Origin of the sequence: Streptococcus sp. HMSC065C01, assembly GCF_001813525.1 — a bacterium.
Lineage (GTDB): Bacteria > Bacillota > Bacilli > Lactobacillales > Streptococcaceae > Streptococcus > Streptococcus parasanguinis_V.
Map to the genome: position 1 here is coordinate 24,506 of NZ_KV812860.1, position 22,246 is coordinate 46,751.

At 41.7% G+C, this 22,246-nt stretch carries 28 protein-coding genes and 2 tRNA genes; all 30 read right to left on the reverse strand.

The genetic code is table 11. The features are described from left to right. Positions 1–64 precede the first annotated feature (64 nt). On the reverse strand, positions 65–541 hold the full coding sequence (gene ilvN / locus HMPREF2918_RS10305; RefSeq protein WP_023919316.1) for an acetolactate synthase small subunit: 477 nt from the start codon (positions 539–541) through the stop codon (positions 65–67). Next, positions 534–2,234 (reverse strand): acetolactate synthase large subunit, encoded by a 1,701-nt coding sequence (locus HMPREF2918_RS10310; protein ID WP_049483534.1) that lies wholly within the window; start codon positions 2,232–2,234, stop codon positions 534–536. The genes ilvN and HMPREF2918_RS10310 overlap by 8 nt, the downstream gene beginning before the upstream one ends. Before the next feature lie 189 nt (positions 2,235–2,423). Then, complete coding sequence (locus HMPREF2918_RS10315) at positions 2,424–3,023, reverse strand: response regulator transcription factor (RefSeq protein ID WP_049483533.1); 600 nt, start codon at positions 3,021–3,023, stop codon at positions 2,424–2,426. A 1-nt stretch (position 3,024) separates the two neighbouring features. Then, entirely contained in the window at positions 3,025–4,122 is a 1,098-nt protein-coding gene (locus tag HMPREF2918_RS10320; RefSeq protein ID WP_070595581.1) for a sensor histidine kinase, read from the reverse strand. Further along, the gene (locus HMPREF2918_RS10325; RefSeq protein ID WP_031576461.1) at positions 4,119–4,859 is read right to left on the reverse strand and encodes an ABC transporter permease; all 741 of its coding nucleotides are present in this window, start codon (positions 4,857–4,859) and stop codon (positions 4,119–4,121) included. The genes HMPREF2918_RS10320 and HMPREF2918_RS10325 overlap by 4 nt, the downstream gene beginning before the upstream one ends. After that, positions 4,828–5,745 carry an ABC transporter ATP-binding protein gene (locus HMPREF2918_RS10330; RefSeq protein WP_031576464.1) on the reverse strand — a complete coding sequence of 306 codons (918 nt, stop codon included), beginning with the start codon at positions 5,743–5,745 and terminating at the stop codon, positions 4,828–4,830. Before HMPREF2918_RS10330 ends, HMPREF2918_RS10325 begins: the two co-directional genes overlap by 32 nt. Continuing rightward, on the reverse strand, positions 5,732–5,929 hold the full coding sequence (locus HMPREF2918_RS10335) for a hypothetical protein (RefSeq protein WP_031576466.1): 198 nt from the start codon (positions 5,927–5,929) through the stop codon (positions 5,732–5,734). Before HMPREF2918_RS10335 ends, HMPREF2918_RS10330 begins: the two co-directional genes overlap by 14 nt. After that, positions 5,926–6,117: a hypothetical protein gene (locus tag HMPREF2918_RS10340; protein ID WP_031576469.1), complete on the reverse strand. Its 192-nt coding sequence runs from the start codon at positions 6,115–6,117 to the stop codon at positions 5,926–5,928. The genes HMPREF2918_RS10335 and HMPREF2918_RS10340 overlap by 4 nt, the downstream gene beginning before the upstream one ends. A 135-nt stretch (positions 6,118–6,252) precedes the next feature. Then, a complete protein-coding gene (locus HMPREF2918_RS10345; protein WP_031576471.1) occupies positions 6,253–6,807 on the reverse strand; it encodes an SP0191 family lipoprotein in 555 nt (184 codons plus the stop codon). 283 nt (positions 6,808–7,090) lie between these two features. After that, on the reverse strand, positions 7,091–8,755 hold the full coding sequence (locus HMPREF2918_RS10350; protein WP_014712937.1) for a DAK2 domain-containing protein: 1,665 nt from the start codon (positions 8,753–8,755) through the stop codon (positions 7,091–7,093). 2 nt (positions 8,756–8,757) lie between these two features. Then, the gene (locus HMPREF2918_RS10355; protein WP_003004393.1) at positions 8,758–9,123 is read right to left on the reverse strand and encodes an Asp23/Gls24 family envelope stress response protein; all 366 of its coding nucleotides are present in this window, start codon (positions 9,121–9,123) and stop codon (positions 8,758–8,760) included. Between the two features lie 142 nt (positions 9,124–9,265). Further along, positions 9,266–9,454: a 50S ribosomal protein L28 gene (gene rpmB, locus HMPREF2918_RS10360; RefSeq protein WP_001140948.1), complete on the reverse strand. Its 189-nt coding sequence runs from the start codon at positions 9,452–9,454 to the stop codon at positions 9,266–9,268. Between the two features lie 118 nt (positions 9,455–9,572). Next, the gene (locus HMPREF2918_RS10365) at positions 9,573–10,268 is read right to left on the reverse strand and encodes a LiaF transmembrane domain-containing protein (RefSeq protein ID WP_070595583.1); all 696 of its coding nucleotides are present in this window, start codon (positions 10,266–10,268) and stop codon (positions 9,573–9,575) included. A gap of 4 nt (positions 10,269–10,272) precedes the next feature. Further along, entirely contained in the window at positions 10,273–10,719 is a 447-nt protein-coding gene (locus HMPREF2918_RS10370) for a LytTR family DNA-binding domain-containing protein (protein WP_003004160.1), read from the reverse strand. Positions 10,720–10,862: 143 nt separating this feature from the next. Then, on the reverse strand, positions 10,863–11,174 hold the full coding sequence (locus tag HMPREF2918_RS10375) for a LiaF transmembrane domain-containing protein (RefSeq protein WP_070595610.1): 312 nt from the start codon (positions 11,172–11,174) through the stop codon (positions 10,863–10,865). Between the two features lie 200 nt (positions 11,175–11,374). Further along, positions 11,375–11,447 (reverse strand) — tRNA-Thr (locus tag HMPREF2918_RS10380). Positions 11,448–11,493: 46 nt separating this feature from the next. Beyond that, entirely contained in the window at positions 11,494–11,955 is a 462-nt protein-coding gene (locus HMPREF2918_RS10385; RefSeq protein WP_070595613.1) for a GNAT family N-acetyltransferase, read from the reverse strand. Positions 11,956–11,993: 38 nt separating this feature from the next. Further along, the gene (locus HMPREF2918_RS10390; protein WP_003017328.1) at positions 11,994–12,779 is read right to left on the reverse strand and encodes an ABC transporter permease; all 786 of its coding nucleotides are present in this window, start codon (positions 12,777–12,779) and stop codon (positions 11,994–11,996) included. 1 nt (position 12,780) lies between these two features. Continuing rightward, the gene (locus HMPREF2918_RS10395; RefSeq protein WP_003017344.1) at positions 12,781–13,599 is read right to left on the reverse strand and encodes an ABC transporter permease; all 819 of its coding nucleotides are present in this window, start codon (positions 13,597–13,599) and stop codon (positions 12,781–12,783) included. Between the two features lies 1 nt (position 13,600). Next, a complete protein-coding gene (locus tag HMPREF2918_RS10400) occupies positions 13,601–14,593 on the reverse strand; it encodes an ABC transporter ATP-binding protein (RefSeq protein WP_013904684.1) in 993 nt (330 codons plus the stop codon). Positions 14,594–14,751: 158 nt separating this feature from the next. Then, positions 14,752–15,159 (reverse strand): hypothetical protein, encoded by a 408-nt coding sequence (locus HMPREF2918_RS10405; RefSeq protein ID WP_003017340.1) that lies wholly within the window; start codon positions 15,157–15,159, stop codon positions 14,752–14,754. Between the two features lie 53 nt (positions 15,160–15,212). Continuing rightward, entirely contained in the window at positions 15,213–15,611 is a 399-nt protein-coding gene (locus HMPREF2918_RS10410) for a hypothetical protein (protein WP_031576529.1), read from the reverse strand. Positions 15,612–15,647: 36 nt separating this feature from the next. Next, positions 15,648–15,995: a hypothetical protein gene (locus tag HMPREF2918_RS10415; RefSeq protein ID WP_024055414.1), complete on the reverse strand. Its 348-nt coding sequence runs from the start codon at positions 15,993–15,995 to the stop codon at positions 15,648–15,650. 66 nt (positions 15,996–16,061) lie between these two features. Beyond that, the gene (locus HMPREF2918_RS10420; RefSeq protein WP_024055415.1) at positions 16,062–16,616 is read right to left on the reverse strand and encodes a histidine phosphatase family protein; all 555 of its coding nucleotides are present in this window, start codon (positions 16,614–16,616) and stop codon (positions 16,062–16,064) included. Between the two features lie 51 nt (positions 16,617–16,667). After that, positions 16,668–17,606 (reverse strand): alpha/beta fold hydrolase, encoded by a 939-nt coding sequence (locus HMPREF2918_RS10425; RefSeq protein ID WP_037585685.1) that lies wholly within the window; start codon positions 17,604–17,606, stop codon positions 16,668–16,670. Between the two features lie 84 nt (positions 17,607–17,690). Continuing rightward, positions 17,691–18,572 (reverse strand): class II fructose-bisphosphate aldolase, encoded by an 882-nt coding sequence (locus HMPREF2918_RS10430; RefSeq protein ID WP_003004573.1) that lies wholly within the window; start codon positions 18,570–18,572, stop codon positions 17,691–17,693. Positions 18,573–18,769: 197 nt separating this feature from the next. Continuing rightward, positions 18,770–19,369, reverse strand: coding sequence for a hypothetical protein (locus HMPREF2918_RS10435; RefSeq protein WP_256263213.1), 600 nt, complete (start codon positions 19,367–19,369; stop codon positions 18,770–18,772). Positions 19,370–19,451: 82 nt separating this feature from the next. Beyond that, positions 19,452–19,537: transfer RNA gene (locus tag HMPREF2918_RS10440), tRNA-Leu, on the reverse strand. 122 nt (positions 19,538–19,659) lie between these two features. Continuing rightward, positions 19,660–21,273: a CTP synthase gene (locus tag HMPREF2918_RS10445; protein WP_070595585.1), complete on the reverse strand. Its 1,614-nt coding sequence runs from the start codon at positions 21,271–21,273 to the stop codon at positions 19,660–19,662. A 173-nt stretch (positions 21,274–21,446) separates the two neighbouring features. After that, positions 21,447–22,142, reverse strand: coding sequence for a B3/B4 domain-containing protein (locus HMPREF2918_RS10450; RefSeq protein WP_049514890.1), 696 nt, complete (start codon positions 22,140–22,142; stop codon positions 21,447–21,449). Positions 22,143–22,246: the final 104 nt, after the last annotated feature.

A 22,246-nucleotide genomic window follows, 5' to 3' on the forward strand; every position in this document is an offset into this window, starting at 1 on the left:
AAAATCTCTTTTCTATTTTATTATTTGCCTTTTTAAGGCGGGGTTAACAATGTTAAGGCGAGAATTAATCTCGAGTAAATCCGGTTGCACCGGTGCGGGCGATGTTTTTAATCCCATAAGGTCGAATAACACGAATGAGGGCTTCGCTCTTTTCTGCATTTCCCGTCATTTGAACGGTGATAGAGCTTGGAGCTACATCGACCACAGTCGCACGGAAAGGTTGAATAATGGCCAAGATTTCCGCCCGCTTCTCAGCAGGTGCAGAAACTTTCACCAGAATCACTTCGCGCTCCAAGTGTGGTTTATCTGTGATATCACGAATGCGAATCACATCAATCTGGCGGTTGAGCTGTTTGATGATTTGCTCTACTTCATCGTGCGAAGCAACATCAATGATAATGGTAATCCGCGATACATTAGGGTTTTCAGTTGCGCCAACAGAGATACTTTCGATATTGACTTGACGTCTCGACAAGACTCCAGTAAAGCGGTTCAGAACACCTGAGCGGTTTTGAAGTTTGGCTGTTAACATTCTACGCATTAAACTTCACCCCCAACATCTCATGATTACTCTTACCAGCTGGTACCATCGGTAAGACATGCTCTTTCCGAGAAATGTCTACTTCGATGAACATTGGTACATCTTCTGTGATGACTTCCAAATCCTTCTCTAGGGTTTCAGGATTATCAAATTTATAATTCTTGATCCCGTAAGCTTGCGCCATCAATTGGAAATCCGGAAGACTATCAAAGACTGACTCTGACGTCCGACCATCATAGAAGGCTTCTTGCCATTGACGGACCATTCCAAGCGAGTGGTTGTTGAGCATAACGACCTTGATCGGAACCTTATAAATATTTAAGATCGCCAATTCTTGGTTGGTCATTTGGAAACCACCATCTCCGACAAAGAGAACAACTTCTTTATCTGGATTGGCAATTTTCGCTCCGATAGCTGCAGGAACACCAAATCCCATCGTTCCTAGACCACCAGATGTTACCAATTGGCGCTCATTTTGGTAAGGATAGTATTGAGCTGCCCACATTTGGTGTTGTCCAACGTCTGTGACGACAATAGCGTCCCCCTTGGTCAACTCTCCAATGCGTTCAATCACAGCTTGTGGTTGCACAACCCGTTCCTTCTTATCGTAAGAACGAACCCGGTTCTTATCTTGGGTCACCTTTTCGATCCACTTTTCAGTGTTGTTATGAACCGTTGGCTCTGCTAGCAACTGTTGCAAGGCTTTCTTTGCATCGCCAACCACAGGAATGTCGATAGCAATGATCTTCCCAATCTCTGCAGGATCAATGTCGATATGGGCAACCTTAGCATTTTTAGCGAAAGTCTTTGGATTCCCTGTCAAACGGTCGTCAAATCGACAACCAACACTGATCATGAAATCCGTCTCTGTCATAGCGATATTGGCCGCGAAGGATCCATGCATTCCTCCCATCCCTAGGAAAAGAGGATGACTGGTTGCAATCGTTCCTTGACCTAACAGACTGGTCACTACTGGAATCTGATAGCGCTCTGCTAGAGCAATCAACTCTTTTGCGGCTCCAGCGTAACTCACTCCACCACCAGCAAGAAGAACTGGTTTTTTAGCCTTACTCAATTGCTTCAAAATCTTTTTGATCTGCAATTCATTGGGTTCAATGGTAGGCTGGTAGCTTGGAAGCTTCACACTTGGTTCATAGATAAAATCTGTCTCTAAAGCAGACACATCCTTTGGAAGGTCAATTACCACAGGGCCAGGGCGTCCAGTCGTCGCAATATGGACAGCTTCGGTGATAATTCGCGGAATATCTGCCGTCTCACGTACTTGATAGTTGTACTTGGTGATGGGCATGGTAATTCCCACAATATCTGCTTCTTGGAAGGCGTCTTTCCCGATCCCAGCACGATTGACTTGACCAGTGAAGACTAATAAGGGAACGCTATCGCTCATGGCATCTGCAATCCCTGTAATGGCATTTGTAGCCCCCGGTCCACTAGTGACGACTGCGACACCCAGCTTTCCAGTTGATTTAGCGTAGCCTTCAGCCTCATGCAAGCATCCTTGTTCATGACGACCCAAGATATGCTGGATACCCTCAAAGCTATAGATGGCATCGTATAAAGGCAAAACCGCTCCACCAGGATAACCAAAAATCGTGTCAATACCCAAATCACGCAGGGTTTCAAGAACGAGCTCTGAACCGGTTTTTGCAGTTTCTAAGGTAATTTTCTCCATGTCTCTCCTTTCCAGTACTTTGTATATCAAATTAGCATGCTACTATCATACCATTTTTAGAAAATATTTCAAGGAAAAATAGTAAATTTTCTGAATTTTCTATCCAAATCCGAAGAATGAGAGTTTTTCTAAAAATGCTAGGTCTATCAGAAAAAAAGTCTCTAGGAAATCCTAGAAACTTTTTCTTCCTTATAACCAACCCTTTTCTTGAGCGATCTTTGCTGCCTCGGTCCGGTTTTCCGCATCCAACTTGGTCAGAATGGCTGACATATAATTGCGGATGGTCCCGTTTGAGAGGAATAAGCGATCAGCAATTTCTTGGTTAGAAGCCCCTTTTGCGACTTCTTTTAAAACTGCCTTTTCTTGAGGGCTCAGAGGATTGGGATGGGTCAAGATCCCTTCCATTAATTCAGGCGAATATTCTTTTTGCCCTGCTAAAACTGCATGAAGAGTGGCCATCAAATCCGTAATGCGGCGTTCTTTTAAGACATAGGCATCGACTCCAGCCTTGAGGGCCCGCTCAAAATAGCCCGGTCGCTTAAAGGTGGTAACGATGACGACCTTGAGCTGGGGTTGTTGACTTTTAGCCCATTCCAACACTTCTAACCCTGTTTTGATGGGCATTTCGATATCTAAAATCGCAATATCGGCTGGATGTGTTTCGAGTAAACGAATGGCCTCTTGCCCATCGCCAGCCTGCAAGACATCTTCCACATCCTCTTGTAGGAGCAAGAGCTGGCAGAGCGCATCGCGTAACATACTTTGGTCTTCAGCAACTAATAAGCGCATCTTATTTCCTTTCTTGATAAGGGATCCGTATTTCTATCCGGGTCGGCTTGTGTTGATGACTGATCTCCAGCTCTCCTCCCAACAAGGCAATCCGTTCGCGAATCGAGTGCAGGTCTTTATCGGAGACTGTGGCAAAGCCGATGCCATTATCTTCTGCGACCATTTCCACACCTGTCTCGGTGGAGCGATAAGAGAGAAGAGCTTGCGTCGCTTTGGCATGTTTGATCATATTGGTAGCTAATTCCAGAGATACCATAGCCAGAGCAGATTCTAGGATCGGCGAGATGCTAGCAGTATCAAGCTCGTTTTGAATCTCCACTTTGATTTGAGCCACTTCCAGCATTTGCTTGACGGTTTCTAGCTCTCTTGCCAGGGTTCGCTGCTTCAAGTTATCGATAATCTCTCGGACTTGGTGCATGGACTCTTGACTGATAGCTTGAATCTCTTGCACCTGCTCCTGCGCCTTCTCAACCTGACCCAATGCTAAGAATTGATCAGCTAGGTCCGCCTTGACACTGAGCATGGCAAAGGTGTGTCCTAGACTGTCATGCAGATCGCGGCCAATCCGATGGCGCTCGTTTTCTGCCAACAAGAGATTGATCTGGGCATTTTGCTTGGCATGGTCAGCTTTCAACTCTTCCACCATCCGAATCCGAATCATGCCGTAGGTCATGGCATGGGTAAAAAAGAAAATAATGATTAAAAATACCCATTCATACTCCATCGCACTCTGTTTGAAAAAGATGGCCCCAAAAAGCAGGAATTGCGATAGAAAAACTGTCCAAAGATAGGGAGAGCGAAAATTGCGAATCTCAAAGTGATAGACCAATAGGTTGCTGATGAAGAAATAAAACCAAAAATAGTTGGCGTTAATAAAAAGAGTATTTCCTGCTACATAGGCTAGGAGGTATAGCCAACAAATCCAGGTCAGCTTTTTGTTTTCAGTAATCAAGACTCCTAGATAGGAAGCAATAAACAAGAGGGCTAAAAAGAAGTGCCAGTAGGGGACCTCCCCTAATAAAATAGAGATAAAGGGAAAGCCCATAAAGACTAGGCTAGCGTAAAACATATAATGGATACGCTTGAGTTTTTCAATCATGAACGAACCTCAGAATGACGACGATAGATGATAACAAGGGCAAACAAGACCAGGGTAAACAAGGTTAAATAGACACTCGCAAAGACATTAACCTGTCCCTTGTTTAAAAAGGTCTTAATCAGTTCCATCAATTGATAGGTTGGTAAGCATTTGCCGATGGCTTGCATCCATTCTGGAAAGACACTAATAGGCATCCATAGGCCACCCATAACAGCCAGTCCCATATAGAGGAGATTGCCTGCAACCGACATCAATTGACTGGAAGGAAGCAAGGTCAAGACCAGACCGATAGCTACAAAAGCTAGACTTCCTAGGATGAGAAGGAAGGCCGCTAAGACCCAATCCTGTAGGGACATATTCACATGGCGCACCACATGGCCCACAGTAAAGACAACTCCAATCGATAGGAGAAAGTCTACAAAGAGACCCGCAACCTTTATTAGATAATATTCTACCATAGATACCGGGGTATGGCGCAAGACTTTTTGCCAATTGTTGAGTCGATCAGTTTCAAGAACTGTTGGAAAAGAAAAGATAGCCGTAGACATCATAGAAAATGCCGTCATAGAAAGGAGATAATCCCTCATAAAGTGAGCAGGTGCTCCTGGTGTTTCCTGGTACATCCCTGAAAAGAAGAGATAAAAGGCCGTTGGCATCCCAATTGATAACAAGTAATAAATGGCTTGGCGTCTAGTCAAATGCCACTCAACCACGCCGAGAGCTTTCATGCGTTTCATCTTCTCTACCTACTTCCTTTGTATTTTCAAAAATAGAATCCAATAAACTTCTATTGGTCACCTCGATCTCTTGGATCGAACAGCCTTCTTCCTGCAATCGCCTCCACAAACGATTGGCATCACCTGTCACAACCTGAAGGGCATCGGGTTTGACCGTCACTTGACCAATCCCTTCCATCTCGGCCACTAGAGCTTTGTAACGCAAAGGAAGGGTGAAATGTTTTTCTACCTCTTCGCTTCGCATGGCTAGAGGCGTCGTATCCCGAAGCAAATGGCCCTGGTGCAAGACCAAAATCCGATCAGCTGTATGCTCTACTTCCTCGATGTAATGGGAAGAATAGACAATAGTCACACCTTGGTCCTTTAAATGCCCGACGATCTCCCAAAAGCGTTGGCGAGTGGACGTATCCATGGCAGCCGTTGGCTCATCCAAAAATAGGAGACTGGGACGACCAATCAAGGTCAACACAAAGGATAAGAGACGCTTTTGCCCACCAGACAGCTTACTGGCTAATTGCTTCTTTTGTTCTGGAGTAAAACGCAATAAATCATCGATGTCATTGACCGTTAAAGGGTTGGGATAAATGGAGCGAAAGAAACTGATCAGTTCCTGCACGGTTAGCTTTTGAACGATGGCATTCTCTTGAGGGAGATAAGAGACACTATCCTTTAACTGAGGATGACCAGGAGCTTTTCCTTCTATTTTAATGATTCCAGAAGTCACCTTCCTATCCCCTAGGAGGCAATCCATCAATGTTGTTTTCCCAGCTCCGTTTGGCCCAATCAAAGCCAAGCAATCCCCTCTCTCAACTGTGAAAGAAAGATCTTCTAGGATCACCTTTCCTTTGATACTTTTGTTCAAGTTCTCTACTCTAATGACACTCATGAGACTCTCCTTTCAACCAGATTTGGCCAGCTGGAATGATGACATAGACGACCAAGGTCACTCCCCAAACCGTTTGGAAAAACCAGCTAGGAAAATGGGCAGAAAACCAGCCCGTCATCATCTCAGTCGCCCAAAGGAGCAAACACAAAACAGCTACCAATCCAATTTCAAGTTTCTTTTTCATTGCTCCATCTCCTTTTTAACAGCCTTGACCATTTTTAGACCTTCTTGAACGGCCCAACTCATGATACCAATTCCAGCAAATAATTCCCAAGGAAAATGGTAATAGAGACTATCATCCTTTGAAAAGATCAAATAGACGACCATTCCAACCACTGTTAACGTAAATACTTTATAAATCCATTGTTTCATTTTTCCTTACCTCTTACTTTCTGACTATATTATAGCGAAAGGAATAACTGCCCACTAGATGATTTTGTCACTCGCTCACATGACAAAAGTCACTAAAAAAAGCCAAGTGACTTCACTCGACTTTTTCTATTCTTCTTACTGACCTTCTTCTTTCATGCCATGCAGTTTCAAGGCCTTGACCAAGGCATCTGCCTTCATGTTTTTCAAATCATTGAGACCAGCATCTTTGAAGTAAGAAATTTCTTCTAGAGACTTGGCGTCAATTAGGTTGATGTCAATCACACTTGTTGAGAGCAATTTTTTTTCTGGTGTGACTGTGTATTCCAAACTAAAACCGGGAACGGTTTTTAGCTTCTTATAGTCTTCATTTTGCTCCAGCAAAGCTTGAATGGCTGCTGTAAGTTCTTCAGGTGACTTCTCTGCTGCGATAGTTCTAAGTTGTTGGGGCAGATCAGCTGTCACTTCGATACGAAGGTTTTCAACCTTATCTCCCTTAGACTTGATGATATCCCGGTGTTTTGTTCCATTGATATCTCCTACTAAGGTTGTGGTTTTTTCTTCATTTTTTACTTCTTTTTTAACAGAGGAACTGCTAGATGAGCTAGCGGTTGTAGTTTTCTTTGTTTGTGATTGCGAACAACCAGTCAATACCAAAATGGCTAGCCCAAGGGTTACAAAAAATTTCTTCATTTTTATAACTCTCCTTTCACATACTGATACCAGTATAACATATCGCGTCTTTCTTGTCTAAAAACTCCACTTCTCAAACCATTTCCTCCTCTTTTCAAGCTCTTCAATTTGAATAAAAATCTGATGAATATGAGACTTTTTGCAGAAACTCCTTTTTCTCACGAATAAAGCCTCAGTGGACGGTTCACTTCAGTCTCAATCCCTCTGAATCACGCCGATTTCATAGGAATCTCCTCGTTTATCTATATACAAAAAAAGGTTCCGAAAGGAACCTTCTGTTCAATTATTCTACACTAAACAAGTATGGGTAGACTGGTTGGCCACCTTGGTGGATTTCCACTTCTACATCCTCATACTTCTCAGCAAGAGCTTGGGCCAATTCATTTGCCAACTCTTCACTGCCGTCTTCACCGACATAGATGGTCACAATTTCACTGTCTTCGTCCAACATATGAGCGAATGTTTCTTCCAAGGTTTCCATCATATCTGGATTTGAAACAACGATTTTGCCATCGACCATTCCAAGATTATCATTTTCATGGATTTCAAGCCCATCAATAGTGGTATCGCGAACCGCTGTTGTCACACTACCAGACGCAACATCACCCAATGAAGCGCTCATGCGTTCGTAGTTTTCTTCGATCGATTTGCTTTCATCAAAGGCAAGAAGACTAGTCAATCCTTGAGGGATAGTCTTGGTCTCAACAACTGCTGCAGGTTGATCAATCACTTCTGCTGCAGATTGAGCCGCCATCAAGATATTTTTGTTGTTTGGCAAGATAATGATGTTGCGCGCATTCAACTCTTCAACCGCTTTGACAAAGTCTTCTGTTGATGGGTTCATGGTTTGACCACCAGAGATGATGTAATCAACTCCTTGCGCTTTAAAGATATCAGCCAATCCGTCACCAGCAACTACTGCGATGATGGCATATTCTTTTTCTTCAACTGGTTTGGCTTGACGTTCTTCTTTTTCAACTTGCGCTTCGTGTTGGTTGCGCATGTTGTCGACTTTCACCTTGACCAAGCTTCCGTACTTAAGACCTTCTTGCATGACAAGACCTGGATCTTCTGTATGGACGTGAACTTTGACAATCTCATCGTCATTCACCACCAATAGGGAATCCCCAAGGTTGTTCAAATAGTTACGGAATTCATCGTAATCGAAGTCTTTGACATAGGTTGGACCTTGTTTCAAAGCGACCATGATTTCTGTACAGTAACCAAACTTGATGTCTTCAGTAGCCACATGGCCAGCAACTGACTTGTGGTGTTCTGCATTAATCATTTCTGACATGGTTGCAGGTGTTGCTTGGAACTCTTCAGAAGCGATGAATTCACCTGTCAAAGCTGACAAGAATCCTTCATAGATGAAGACCAAACCTTGACCACCAGAGTCTACCACGCCAACTTCTTTCAAGACTGGCAACATATCTGGAGTCTTCGCAAGAGCTGTTTTAGCTCCTTCAAGAGCTGCACGCATGACTTCTACTGCATCATTAGTAGATTCTGCTTTTTTCTTGGCCCCAATGGCTGCCCCACGAGAAACCGTCAAAATGGTTCCTTCAACCGGCTTCATAACGGCTTTATAAGCAACTTCTACCCCAGATTGGAAGGCTGCTGCAAGCGCTGCTCCATCCAATTCTTCTTTGTCTTTGACACTTTGAGAAAATCCGCGGAACAATTGAGAAGTGATAACTCCTGAGTTCCCACGCGCACCCATCAAGAGACCTTTAGCGAAGATCCCTGCCGCTTCTCCAACAGTTGATGCAGAACGGTCAGATACTTCTTTGGCCCCATTTTCGATGGTCATTCCCATATTGGTTCCTGTGTCCCCGTCTGGTACAGGAAAAACGTTCAAAGAGTTTACATATTCCGCTTGTTTATTTAAGCGCGTAGCCCCCGCTTGAACCATTTCTTGAAATAAACTTGTAGTAATATTAGCCACGATTATTCTCCCACAATCTTGATATTTTGAATATAGACATTCACAGTATCCGTAGTGATTCCAAGTTGATTTTCCAAACTAAATTTCACACGTTCTTGAATATTTTTTGAGACTTCGCTAATCTTTGTTCCATAGCTCAAAACAGTGTAAACATCAACTGCGATAGTTCCTGCTTCCGTTGTTTTGACAACAACACCTTTAGAGAAGTTTTCTTTCCCTAGGAGGGCTTGGAAATTATCTTTGATCGCATTTTTGCTAGCCATTCCAACCACACCGAAGATCTCAGTAGCGGCACCGCCTACAACAGTTGCGATAACCTCATCAGTCAATTCAATTTGACCGTCCTTTGTATTGATTTTTACTGTCATAATTTCTACCTCAAAAGTATTTTATATTCTATTTTACCATAAAAGAGGTCAACTGTAAAAGGGTAGGGACTATTCTTCACCCGCTGTGACAGCTGTCTCTAGAGAAAAAGAAAAGAACCTCTATGAGGTTCTATATTCTTTATTAAACGCGTTCTACTTTACCAGATTTCAATGCACGAGCTGAAGCCCAAACTTTTTTAGGTTTACCATCGATAAGGACAGTTACTTTTTGAAGGTTTGGTTTTACGGCACGTTTTGTTTGGTTCATAGCGTGTGAACGGTTGTTACCTGATACAGTCTTACGACCTGTGAAATAACATACTTTAGCCATTTCTGTGTTTCCTCCTATTAGATCTAATATAACGGATGTGCTAGCACCACATACCGTACTATATTACCAAAAAAAATCTCTCTTGGCAAGCTTTTGGCCAAAGTTTTTCATTTCCGACTTAAGAAAACGAATTCGCTCCGACATAGATAATTTCCAGATTTCCTAAGGAAACATCGCCCGTAATGTAGAAATCCTTGCTTGTCAGAGCACTTGGATTTTCCTGATGTTGGATCGCTGAGAGGGAATTATCCACATTTACATGGACACGCCAATCACTTGGTACATAGAGACTCAAACTTCCAAGGGAAACATCGACAACAAACTGAGCAGATGGACCCTCGATGCGGCAATTGTCAAAATACACCGATGCTTCGCCCATACTCACATCTGCACTTCCGCGGGTAAAGTGTTGGTCATTGAGATATTTTGTCACTGTTGAAAAAGTGACATCAATGTCATTGCCATCCGACTTACTCATGGACCCAGCAGAATAGGAAGCTAGGCGGGCTTTTGTTTTCTTAGAGGGTTTAAACAAAATGTTGAGCCCAATCACAGCGAGAATTGAGGAAAGGATGACAACTGAATTTGAAATTGGGAGGAAATGGTATTGCCCATTGAGACAAAAGAGGGCTAAAAGTCCATAGATGAAGCCCCAACCAAAATGGCGTTTTAAGAAACTAGAGAGGGACAGGACGGCAAGCAAGGTAACCCAAGCTAAGGTCCAGATGCTGATGTCCCATTTTACAAAATAGCCCTGTAAAAGGATTAAGGCTGCTAAAAGGATTAAGAATACTCCGATTAATTTTTTTCTCATGATATTACCTCATTTCATTTAGTCGTTCTTTTAAGAGTTGATAGTAGCGTCTGGATACGTGAACCTGCTTATGGGTCTGATAGAAATTGACCGTGCTGGTTCCTGAAAAAGACTTTTCCAGAGAATAGATCTGCTTGGCGTTGACAATGGTGGATTTGGATATCCGACAAAAGGCGATGGGAAGCAGCTCCTCCAACTCATAGAGCTTCTGCTTGACCTCATAGGCTTCGTCCTTGGTGTGCCCAAAAATCTTCTCCCCGTCCGTCTCAAAAAAGAGGATCGATGCCACATCCAGAAAATACTCACTTCGATCCTTGTAAAAGGCCAAAGGAGCAACCTTTTGTTCGAGGATTCTCTCTTGCAGCTGGGTCAACTCCGGGGTCAAGCGCGGAGCTCGAATCAAGATCTCAGGCTCATCCATTGATGGATCCAATTCGATTCTAACTTTCATAAAACTCCTTTCCCAACGTTTTGATAGTACCATTATAACAGCTGTTGAAAACAAAACAAGAGCTTTTCAGTAAGTGGCACGTTTTCCCCATCAAGAGGTAGTTTTGGAGAAGTAAAAAAGCTGATCAAGTGACCAGCCCTCCTTTATTTATTGCTTTCCTTGTCCGGTAAAAGAAAACTAAGACCCAGGCAAGCTAGCACACCTGCTGTGATGACCAGACCATTTGAAACCGGCAGGACATCGTAAATCGCATTTGCGATCATAAATGCGATCAAGGCGCAGATAACACTTGCCTTGTAATCTTTTTTCAAGAGATTTTCAAGTGTAAAGAATGCAAATAAGAGAACAGGAAATAGGGGCCAGATGTTCACATCGAGCTTTGGAAAACCAACCATTCCCATTGTGACAATCACAAAAGCAGCCAAAATAAATCCCAGTCCAAGTAGTTTTTTCATCATCATATACCTCATTTTCAATATTCGGAAGTACTTCTTCCTTTGATGATTCTATGATAGCAGAGAGCCCCTAAAGCAACAAGGACTTTTGACTAAGTGGTCAAAAACGGCGCCTATGCGGTCAAAAAAAGGAGCGAGACCGAACGAATATGTGATAACCATCATTCGTCGTCTCGCTCCTTCAAAGCAGATTTTTTCTATGCCGATTGCAGGGATCGAACCTGTGACCTACGCGTTACGAGTGCGTTGCTCTACCAACTGAGCTAAATCGGCGATTACCTTCTTAGTATAGCACTCTGATAGCGGATGTCAAGCACTTTTAGTTGATCTTTTTTATCAGAATCTGACATGGATTCTGCGGATCCCATAGTTGCGGAAAAATTTCTAATTTTTTAAAACCAAGACTGCGATAAAAGACATTTGTTCGGTCATAATCTTTATTTGAACCTTCTGCGACTGTTTTGACCTGTAGGTAGTCCACTTGTTTGACTGCTTCTCTTTCTATAGTCGTAATTAATTTCCTTCCAATTCCTTGACCTTGGAATGATTTTTTCACGCCTAGACAGTCAATTTCAGCACAATCTTCACTCGAATATGATAAACTTATAAACCCTACTACATCACTTTCTTGATAAGCAGCCCAAACTCGTAAATCCTTAGCTCCTTCAATGTAGGCTTGCGTGCTTTCTGGTATTCCAAACCATTCTGGCAAATCCCTTAAAATCTCAGCGACACCTGCCATTTTTTGATCTTCACCCTTGACTTCTTTAATTACAAACATCATAAGTTCCTTTCTTGATTTTAGTCTTACTTTACCTCTTACGAACCAGCACTTTCGTAGGCATCCAATCCCCTGTCCCAAAGTTTGAGGGAAATAACAAAGAAAACAAGGGAAATCAGAATCAAACCACCAATATTAAAGAGTCCATCCTTGTCCTGCAAGAAATAGCTGGCAGGATAGTAGGCCGTAAAGGCGAAAGGTACAATAAAGCTAATTAACCAACGAAGGAGCGAATTGTAAATAGAAATAGGATACTTGGCAAAATCATTAAACATATAGAAAATGTAAATCATGGCACCTGACTGCTTGGTCCAAAAAGCGATGCTGGCTGTAGCAATTTTCAAGGAAGTATAAATCAAGGTCGCAAAAGGAATACAAACTAGAAAAATCAGGAATTTTGGAAGAGTCCAAGCAATGCTAGTCGCCGTTGTCGCTAGTAAAATTCCACCGACCAAAAGTTCACCCAAGGCATCAATCTGAAAGGTCTCAACGAGGATGTGAAAGAGAGGATTGATAGGACGAGTCAGATACTTGTCAAACTCCCCTTTTCGAACTAGTCGTTGACCTAAAGCCCATAGATTGTCAAAAAAGAGATGATCTAGTCCCTTTGGAATTAAGGAAAATCCATAGATAAAGGCAATTTCTTGAAAAGTCCAACCTTCTAGGGAGGGAATGTGTTGAAAGATGACATTGAGAAACAAGAGGTTCAGGCCTTGAGTCAGAAAGACTCCCAACACACCAACCACAAAATCTACCTTGTATTCCATGATTTGCTTGATGTACTGTCTGATAAAAATCAGATGCATGCGTTGATATTTTTTCATCCTAACCTCCCTGAATGGTGATAAATGACTGGACTCGTTTCCAAATCAACTGAGACAAGCCCACCATCACTATAAGCCAGAAAAGCTGAAGCAAAAGTGCTTGAAGAATCTGACTAGCATCGTATTTCCCAACAATAATCATGACCGGAGTGTAAATTAAGGATGAGAAAGGTAAGAAGGACAGAATATCTGAAATGACCTTTGGAAAGAAAGCCAAGGGAATCAAACTACCAGACATAAAGGCCACTATGGAAGTCTTAAGTAGGTTGGAACCCCAAAGATTTTTAAATACAAAGGCTGAAAATCCAAAGCAGATATTAAAGAAAAAGTTAATCAGATAGGCCAGCGTTAAGCTAAAAAGATAAAGGGTAGTTAGTCCCAGCACTTCTACAATCCCTTGCCCAGATAAGATTTTCATCAAAACAATGACACTTAAAAATGGCAGTCCAACAGAGATAAAAATCAACCACTTGGAACCAAGCTCCGTAAAGAGGTAAGAAGCCGCAAAATGCACTGGTCGCAACAAGCGCATGATAATGGAACCATCCTTGACCTCATCACCAATCATAAAGGAAGAATCCGACCTAGTCAGAAGATTAGTCACAAAACTCATGATGATGTAGAGGGTGATATCTGCCATACTGAAGCCCTGAATCAAAGGCTCCTGGGAGGAATCAAAGACAGCCTTCCATAGATAAAAAGCCACAAAAGCACCCATGACATCGCCAATCCGATAAAGAATAAAGTTGACTCGATAGCTAATCAACTCCTGAATCCCTGCATTGATAAAGGGTTTATAACGTCTCCACAATTTGACCATCTTAGAGCTCCTTTCGATAGAAGCGACGGATAATATCTTCAATATCCGTATCTACCATCTTCAAATCACGGACCTCAAAATCAGATAAGGTTTGCTTGATAATATCGGCCGACTGGTAGCGGGAACTATCGAATTCAATATTGAGAGTATTTCCTTGTCTATCAATGGACATATCAGGCAAGCCCTCATAATGAGAGACTAGATGATTTTGACCTGGCGTCAGGTCAAAGGAGAGAGTCTTCATCTTGCCAAAGGTCTCCTTGAGCTGGCTAACCGTTCCATCAAAAATCTCTTGCCCCTTATCAATCATAAAAATCCGATCACAGAGTTGCTCAATATCACTCAAATCATGAGTAGTCAAGAGAATAGTTGTCTCTTCCTCCTGATTAATCTGGGTAATGGCCCGACGAATGTTGTCCTTGACCGACACATCCAAACCAATAGTCGGTTCATCTAAAAAGAGAACTTTGGGATTGTGAAGCAAGGAAGCCGCAATATCCGCCCGCATCCGTTGACCTAGTGAAAGAGTCCGCACAGGATCCTTGATAAATTCCTTCAAATCCAAAACTTCATTCAAAAAGTCCATGCGCTTATGGAAAAGCGAGTCCGGTACATCATAGATCTCTTTCAAAACCGTGTAGGTCTCTTGCAAAGCCAAATCCCACCATAGCTGGGTGCGTTGTCCGAAAACGACTCCAATATCCTTGACATAATCTTGGCGATTATCCTGGGGAATCTTGCCGTTAATCCGACAAAAGCCAGATGTGGGCTTCAAAATTCCTGTCAGCATTTTGATGGTGGTTGACTTCCCAGCACCATTTGCCCCGATAAATCCTAAAATCTGCCCTTTTGGAACTTCAAAAGTTAAATCCTTGACCGCTTCAAAGGTCTGCTTTTCAGGATGAATAAAGGAGCGCAAGGCTCCCTTTAACCCCGGCTCCTTAACTGTCTTCACAAAATTTTTCCGAAGATGTTGCACTTCTATCATTGCCATATCTATCTCCTAAAATCTGCCTTTTTTTCAACATAAGGAAAGAAAGCCCTAATAACACCCTATTATAGTGCAAATGTCTAAGGAAAACAAGTGTTAATTTATATCGAAAATTTTTATCCCTAAGAAAAGATAAAAAGGTGATGCTGCATCACCTACCTCTACCAAGTTAAGTCTTCAATCATGCTTCTTACTTGTGAATCAAGAGTCTTATCCTTCTTCAGTTCTCCAACCAAAGTCTGAATCTGCCGGACTAGATTTGGATCATTGTCATTATAGCATCGATGAAGCATCCAGATGTTATGCACAGTTGGACTTTTTAGAACTGACTCCAACAATAAATCCTCATAGCCTTGATGATAAAACTTCTCCACAAAGTGTACCAATTCACCTGGAGAACCAAAATCAACTTCTGGGTGGTTAGCAATGAGTTCTAATATGGGGGCAACCAAATCAAAGGGTTGAGGGGAAGCCTCCATGGCATCTACAATCTCGTCTGCCAACTCAAATTCTTGGTCTTCAGTAATTGCATCATGCAAAGCAACTAACATATCATCTTTAGTAAGCATCTGATTCTCCTTTTCAACTGTTCCATATCATTATTCGTTTTCGAACTTTTTCTTCACTCATCAAACCTTGTTTGTAAGTAGTTTTCAAACTCCTTTTGGGATAAATCACTAGGAAGTTCAAACATATACTCATATCCTTCATCACAAAAGGAAACATTCTCTTCAGGTGGAAACCATTTCCGAAGCCAGATGATATAGGAGGCATAATCTTGTAACCTGTTCGTTGAATCAAAGTAATCAATCACAAAAACATTTTTCTTGCTACTCAGTGAACTTTCCAAAGTAAGCTGAGGACTTTGATAATCCCAAGAAAGCGAGTAAGCTTTTTCAGGATTCGTCCTTTCTCTGATCAAAATACCTGGGAATTTTCCTCTCAAAGCAGTACAAAAGGCTTGTAAATCTAGGAATATGGGGCCTTTACTCTCAATAAAGACAAAATCAGCAGTACTCATCAGTCTCTCTCCTTCTTTTTAAAACTGAAAACAGACTTAACCATCAATGGCAAAATTCTCCAGACTCTCAAATGCCTGCCCCTGATAGTCAAAAGAAAAGATATGAATATCATCAAAAGTTTGATCGCAGAAAGTAACGGTTTGTCTTTCTGGCTCGATGATGGGTTTACCCAATTTTTCAGTAGCTTCTTCATCTGTGAAATACCCATAAAATTCTTGTAAATGAGGCAGTATAAATGCAAGAATACGGTAAAGATTTTTATGGTAATTGGCTGCAAGCAACTGAGCTTCCATCTCAAAGTTTCCACTTGGTTTTTCTTCCCAAGCTACAAGAACATCATCTACTTCATGTAGGTAGGCTTGCAAGGACTGATCGAATATCATGGCTATTTTTCCTTCAATTCTATTTGTAATAACAGAAAATAAAATCACATAGATTGAACTAAATGATTACCTAGATGTAACTTTCATAATTCTTTTCACACTCTTATCTTTGTCAACTAGAAAGCAATCTGGAAAAGTCATCTGTCCCCATTTTTTATAATCAAAACTTGAATCAAAATGATTGATTAAGATTCCTAGCAAATTTCCATGAGAACTCAGTAAAATGGTTTTATCTGAATACCTTTCTTCCAAGTCCTCAAATAAATCTAAAATTCTATTTAATGCTTCTCGATTGGACTCGCCTCCAATAAGAGATTTATCTGGATTTTGCCATAAATATTGAATTGTTTTTTCAAACTCAGTATCTTCAATAAATCTTGAGGATAATTTTCGCTCTCGTAACCGATTATCAAGAACTATTTTATCAAATTGAATTGGCGAGCTATTAATCGTTTCAAATGCTCGTTTATAAGGACTAGAAAAATAATAATCAATATTAAAAGAATTCAAAAAATCTAACTGATTAAGAGATGAAAATCCTTTTTCTGACAAAGTTCTATTAAAATCATCACTTGAAAATCTTGAATGAGCATGTCTAAGTAAAATATAAGAATTATTCATAAGTCATTACCTTTCAATTATTATCATCAGTCTCAATGGATTTTTAAGCCCTCAATTATTCTCTAAAAATTCTTTAATACGAGAAACAATAGCATCGCTTTGATAATGATAGAGGTCGTGAGGCGCATCCATATAGTCGACTTGAATATTCGACTGGTCGCTTGCAAATCTCTCTGCATAACGTTGCCACTCTGATTGGCTAAAGGTCGTGCCTTCACCGTTAGAAACCAGGAGTAAGGCTGGAATTTTCGGATTAATGCTAGATGGAACTTTCTTGGCATTTTCCTTTGCCAAACGGGATTCATGAAGCATGGCTTGTGACATCAACTGCTTATATGCTAGTAATTTATATTGTTGTCGTTCAGTTTCAGTCAGAGTTGGATTTTTTATATAAAAGGACTCAGGGAAATAGCGTAATAAGCCAATCTTACTGCTCCAATAGGCCACAGTAAGCAAGGCCTGATTATCCTTTAAATCTTCATAACTCGCTGGCAAGGCCCAATCCAGACCAATCAAAGCCTTCACTTCATTTGGATATTTCTCTTGCCAAGCAAGACTCTCTAAACTAGCCATAGAATGCGAAATAATCACATAAGGACCTGAAACATGAGCTTGCGCCAAAGCTTGACGGGTCTCAGAAAGGACCTCCATCACATCTCTTGAACGATCACTATCTTCACTAAAACCATATCCTGCTCGCTCCACGACAACAACTTTGTATTTTTTGGATAGGGAATCTGATAGATTCTTAAAGTCTAAAATAGGAGAGGCGATACCTGCACCGGAAAGAAAAACGATTGTTTCAGATCCTTCTCCTTTAACAGAGACATTCATTCGATGTCCATTGACTGTAACTTGTTTACCAATGGGTGTTAGAAGCTTACTTTCATTTCGTAAACTAAATTGATGAAAAACAAATGTAGCACCTAAAAAGAGCAGGAGAAAGCCACAAACGATCCAGCTAAACTGTTTAAATTTTTTCATAGGCATATTGTACAAAAATTAAATCCCGGAAGCAACTTTTCCCATACAAAAAAACAAGATCCACATGGGACCTTGCTTTCCTGTTTTCAATTAAGCTTTGCCTTCTGAACCGAATACGTCGATACGTTCTTCAACAGCTGCTGTAATTGCTTCGAAACCTGGTTTCAAGAATTTACGTGGGTCGAAGAGTTTCTTCTTATCGTATTCTGCTTCGTTTGCATCGTATTCACGTACGAATTGACGAGTAGCATTTGCAAATGCGATTTGGCATTCAGTGTTAACGTTAACTTTTGCAACACCAAGTTTGATAGCTGCTTGGATTTGATCGTCAGGGATACCTGATCCACCGTGCAATACGATTGGGAATCCTGGAACAGCTTCAGTCAATTTTTGCAAGTGGTCAAGGTGAAGACCTTTCCAGTTTGCTGGGTAAGGACCGTGGATGTTACCGATACCTGCAGCCAAGAAGTCGATTCCTGTAGCAACCATTGCTTTAGCGTCTTCGATTGGTGCCAATTCACCGTCACCGATGATACCGTCTTCTTCACCACCGATAGTACCAACTTCAGCTTCTACTGAGATACCTTTAGCATGAGCTTTTTCAACGACATCTTTCGCCAATTTAAGGTTTTCTTCAACTGGAAGGTGTGAACCGTCAAACATGATTGAAGTGTAACCAGCTTCGATACATTCAAGAGCATCGTCGTAGTGACCATGGTCAAGGTGAATAGCAACTGGTACAGTAATACCCATTGATTCTACAAGGTTTTCAATAAGGGCTTTACATACTTTGTAACCACCCATGTATTTAGCAGCACCCATAGAAGTTTGGATAAGTACTGGAGCTTTCTTAGCTTCTGCTGCACGCAAGATAGCTTGAGTCCACTCAAGGTTGTTTGTGTTAAATCCACCAACTGCATAACCATTGTCACGAGCTGCTTGGACAAATTTTTCTGCTGAAACGATTGCCATTTGTTATAGGCCTCCTATAAATTTTTGTGGGGTTAATCCCACTTACATTGTTTATTTTATCACTTTTTAGATGAAATTGCTAGCTTTTCCTGTAGCTTTAAGCGATTTCTTCCGATAAATAGGACGGAATCTCCTATCTCCTAAGACTCTCATCCTAGCAAACAAGTAAAAGAAGCTGGGACAAAAGTCCTAGCCTCTCAATTATTTTTGGTTTGTCGAGCAAGACGCAGTGGTTGAGCGAGCTCTACTACACTGGTTTCATCAGCTTTTACAGCCCTACTCAACTGTGCGGAGGTGTGACGACGAAATCGAATTCTAACGAATGACCAATTTCTGTCCCACTCTCTATTCTCTTCTTTAAAATTTTTTAGTGAAAGGAGAAAGGCAATCCCGCAAATCACAAGGAGTGCTGCTACAACCCATTGAGAATAGAAATAAGCAGCAAATAACTGACTGTCGGTAAATATTTTTCCAAGAAGTCCGTTTAGCACTCCCTCAAGAAAGGGAATATTCTCACACACTGCAAGGATTGACGCAAGAAAGAGTATACTGCCTGCTATCAGAAAAAGATGAAGAATCCATTTTTTGATTCTTTTTTCATCTCTGAGCAGATACTGAGAAGCAATCGCCACTAAAAAAATGAAAACATTCCATATGTTTAAGGCGATAAAATATCTAAAAGTATCCTTGTATGCGCCTATCCCCATCGCTAAAATCAGGATAGGACCGAAAAAATTAATGGCACTTCCCAATAGTACAAAAAGGCCATCGGCCAATACCAGATCCTTTTTCTTCATGTTCTCACCTCATCTCACACCTATTCTATCATAAAGTTTTGAAAAACAAAAAAAGACAGCCGAAGCTGTCTTGATTATCCGATGCGGAGAGAGGGACTTGAACCCTCACGACCTAAAGCGGTCACAGGATCCTTAGTCCTGCGCGTCTGCCAATTCCGCCATCCCCGCGATTGAGTACTTTACTAGTATATCAATCATCCACATGTTTGTCAAGATTTTTTTCAAACTTTTTTCAATGTTTGTTATTTCTTCACAAAAGGGATCAGGTCACGAAACCTGACCCTTGATTCTTATTTGCTATCGTGATTTTCAACGGCCGCTGTGATAAAGGCTGTGTAAAGTCCTTCTGGGCGGTTTGGTCGACTTGACAATTCTGGGTGGTATTGGCAAGCGACAAAGAATTTGTTGTCTGGTATTTCAACAATTTCGACCAAACGGTTGTCTGGTGAAACGCCTGAGAAGACAAAACCTGCTTCTTCGAACTGCTCTCGGAAGGCATTGTTAAACTCATAGCGGTGACGATGGCGGCGTTGCACTACTTCTTGATGGTCATAGGCTGCTGCTGCTTTCGATCCTCGCTTGAGCTTCGATGGGTAGAGTCCTAAACGAAGGGTTCCTCCCATGTCTTCCACATTGATTTGGTCCCGCATGATATCGATAATCGGGTACTTGGTTTCTGGATCCAATTCAGATGAATTAGCCCCCTCCAAGCCTAAGACATGACGGGCAAACTCGATACAGGTCAACTGCATACCGAGACAGACCCCTAACATTGGCACATCCTGTTCACGCGCATACTTGATGGCTTGAATTTTTCCTTCTGTTCCCCGTTGACCAAAACCACCTGGGACAATGATCCCATCCGCATCTCCAAGGAGTTCTGCCACATTTTCAGCTGTCACATCATTGGCATTGACCCAATTAATCTTGACTTCTGCATCATTGGCATACCCTGAGTGCTTCAAGGCCTCAACGACAGAAATGTAGGCATCTTGCAATTCTACGTATTTTCCAACCAAGGAAATCTTGACCTGCTTCTTGAGGTTCATGACCTTGTCGACCATTGCAGACCATTCTGTCATATCTGCTGCAGGAACATCCAATTTCAAATGGTCACAAACGATTTGGTCCATATTTTGTGCTTGCAAGTTCAATGGGATTTGGTATAAATGTTCCACATCAAGTGACTCGATGACAGCTTCTGGTGCGACATCACAGAATTGAGCCAACTTGTTCTTAATTCCTTGACCAGCTGGTTTTTCTGTACGGATGACCAACATATTTGGTTGAATTCCAAGACCACGCAATTCTTTCACAGAGTGTTGGGTCGGCTTGGTTTTCATTTCTCCCGCAGCCTTCAAGTAAGGTAGAAGAGTGGTGTGGATGTACATAACGTTTTCAGCACCGACATCTGCCTTCATTTGACGAAGAGCTTCAAGGAAAGGAAGGGACTCAATGTCTCCAACTGTTCCCCCGACTTCTGTGATGATGACATCTGAATCCGTCGTCGTCGCTGCTCGTTTGATCTTTTCTTTCAAGGCATCTGTAATATGAGGAATCACCTGTACAGTCGCACCCAAGTATTCTCCACGACGTTCCTTGCGAAGGACTTCGCTATAAATTTTCCCTGTTGTCACATTTGAATACTTATTCAGATTGATATCAATGAAGCGTTCATAGTGACCAAGGTCCAAGTCTGTCTCTGCGCCATCGTCTGTGACAAATACTTCCCCGTGTTGGTAAGGACTCATTGTCCCTGGGTCAATATTGATATAAGGGTCAAATTTTTGGATAGTCACTTTCAATCCACGATTTTTGAGCAAGCGACCAAGACTTGCTGCGACAATCCCTTTTCCGATGGATGATACGACACCACCCGTGACAAAAATATATTTTGTTGACATGTGCTTTCCTCTTCTTCTAATGTTGTAGAGGCCATTCCTCTTTGCAGAAAAAACAAAAATAGCTCCCTAATCCTTAGGGAGCTCCGACCTCAAAATGAGGTGCCCGAACAATATCTTACCGCAAATGGTCTACTTTGTCAAATTGAAAATTTCATGAAAATAATGTTCGCTGTTTACACGACCTTTTCCACTCCATTTTGTGTGACGAGAAATTTCTCAAATTGAAGTTGAGGAATGCAAAGAGCAAGGTCCTTGTGGATTCGTTCTAGCGCTTCTAAACGCATCTCGACTGACGTCTCGGCATTTCCTTGGATGACAAAGAGGGCGTTTTGCGTGGTCTCCTCAAATTTGTAATGGTCACTATCGCGTACATCCAACCAAGCCAGAACTCCTTTTTGATCCCGGTAGACAGGATCTGTCGGTGCGACATGTTTTTCGCTAGAAAGGATCGGGAGGAAGATATCGTCTCTTTGACTCACTGTAAATTCAATCGGTCCCTCAATCTTATCTAGGTCATGTCCTCCGATCGCGAGAAAAGACTTCAGAGATTCGACATTATAGATATCAATGATGCTATTGATCTGAGGAAGAGCACCTCGATGCTGGATGTTTCGGATAAGAGCTAGGACTGTTGGTGGATTTTTCTTGATGCTACGCCCTACTTTTTGCAAGAGGTCTGTATACCCTTTGATGACAGGAGATGCCACTACTTCTTCTATCTGACACTGGAGCGCCCATTGTTCAAGCTCTTTCTTCTTTTCAAGAAAAGAAGGGGGCAAAACTGCTTGGGGATCCACATTTCTAGCAATTCCGACCACAACTGTATCAATACCAAGAGCTACTAAACTTTGATCTAAACGAAAGTCCATCTGGAACACCTCCTATTGGGAAACCTTACACGTTTATCATACGACATTTCATCACTTTTTTCAATGCAAACAAAAAGAGAGTGGGACAGAAATCGGTCATTCGT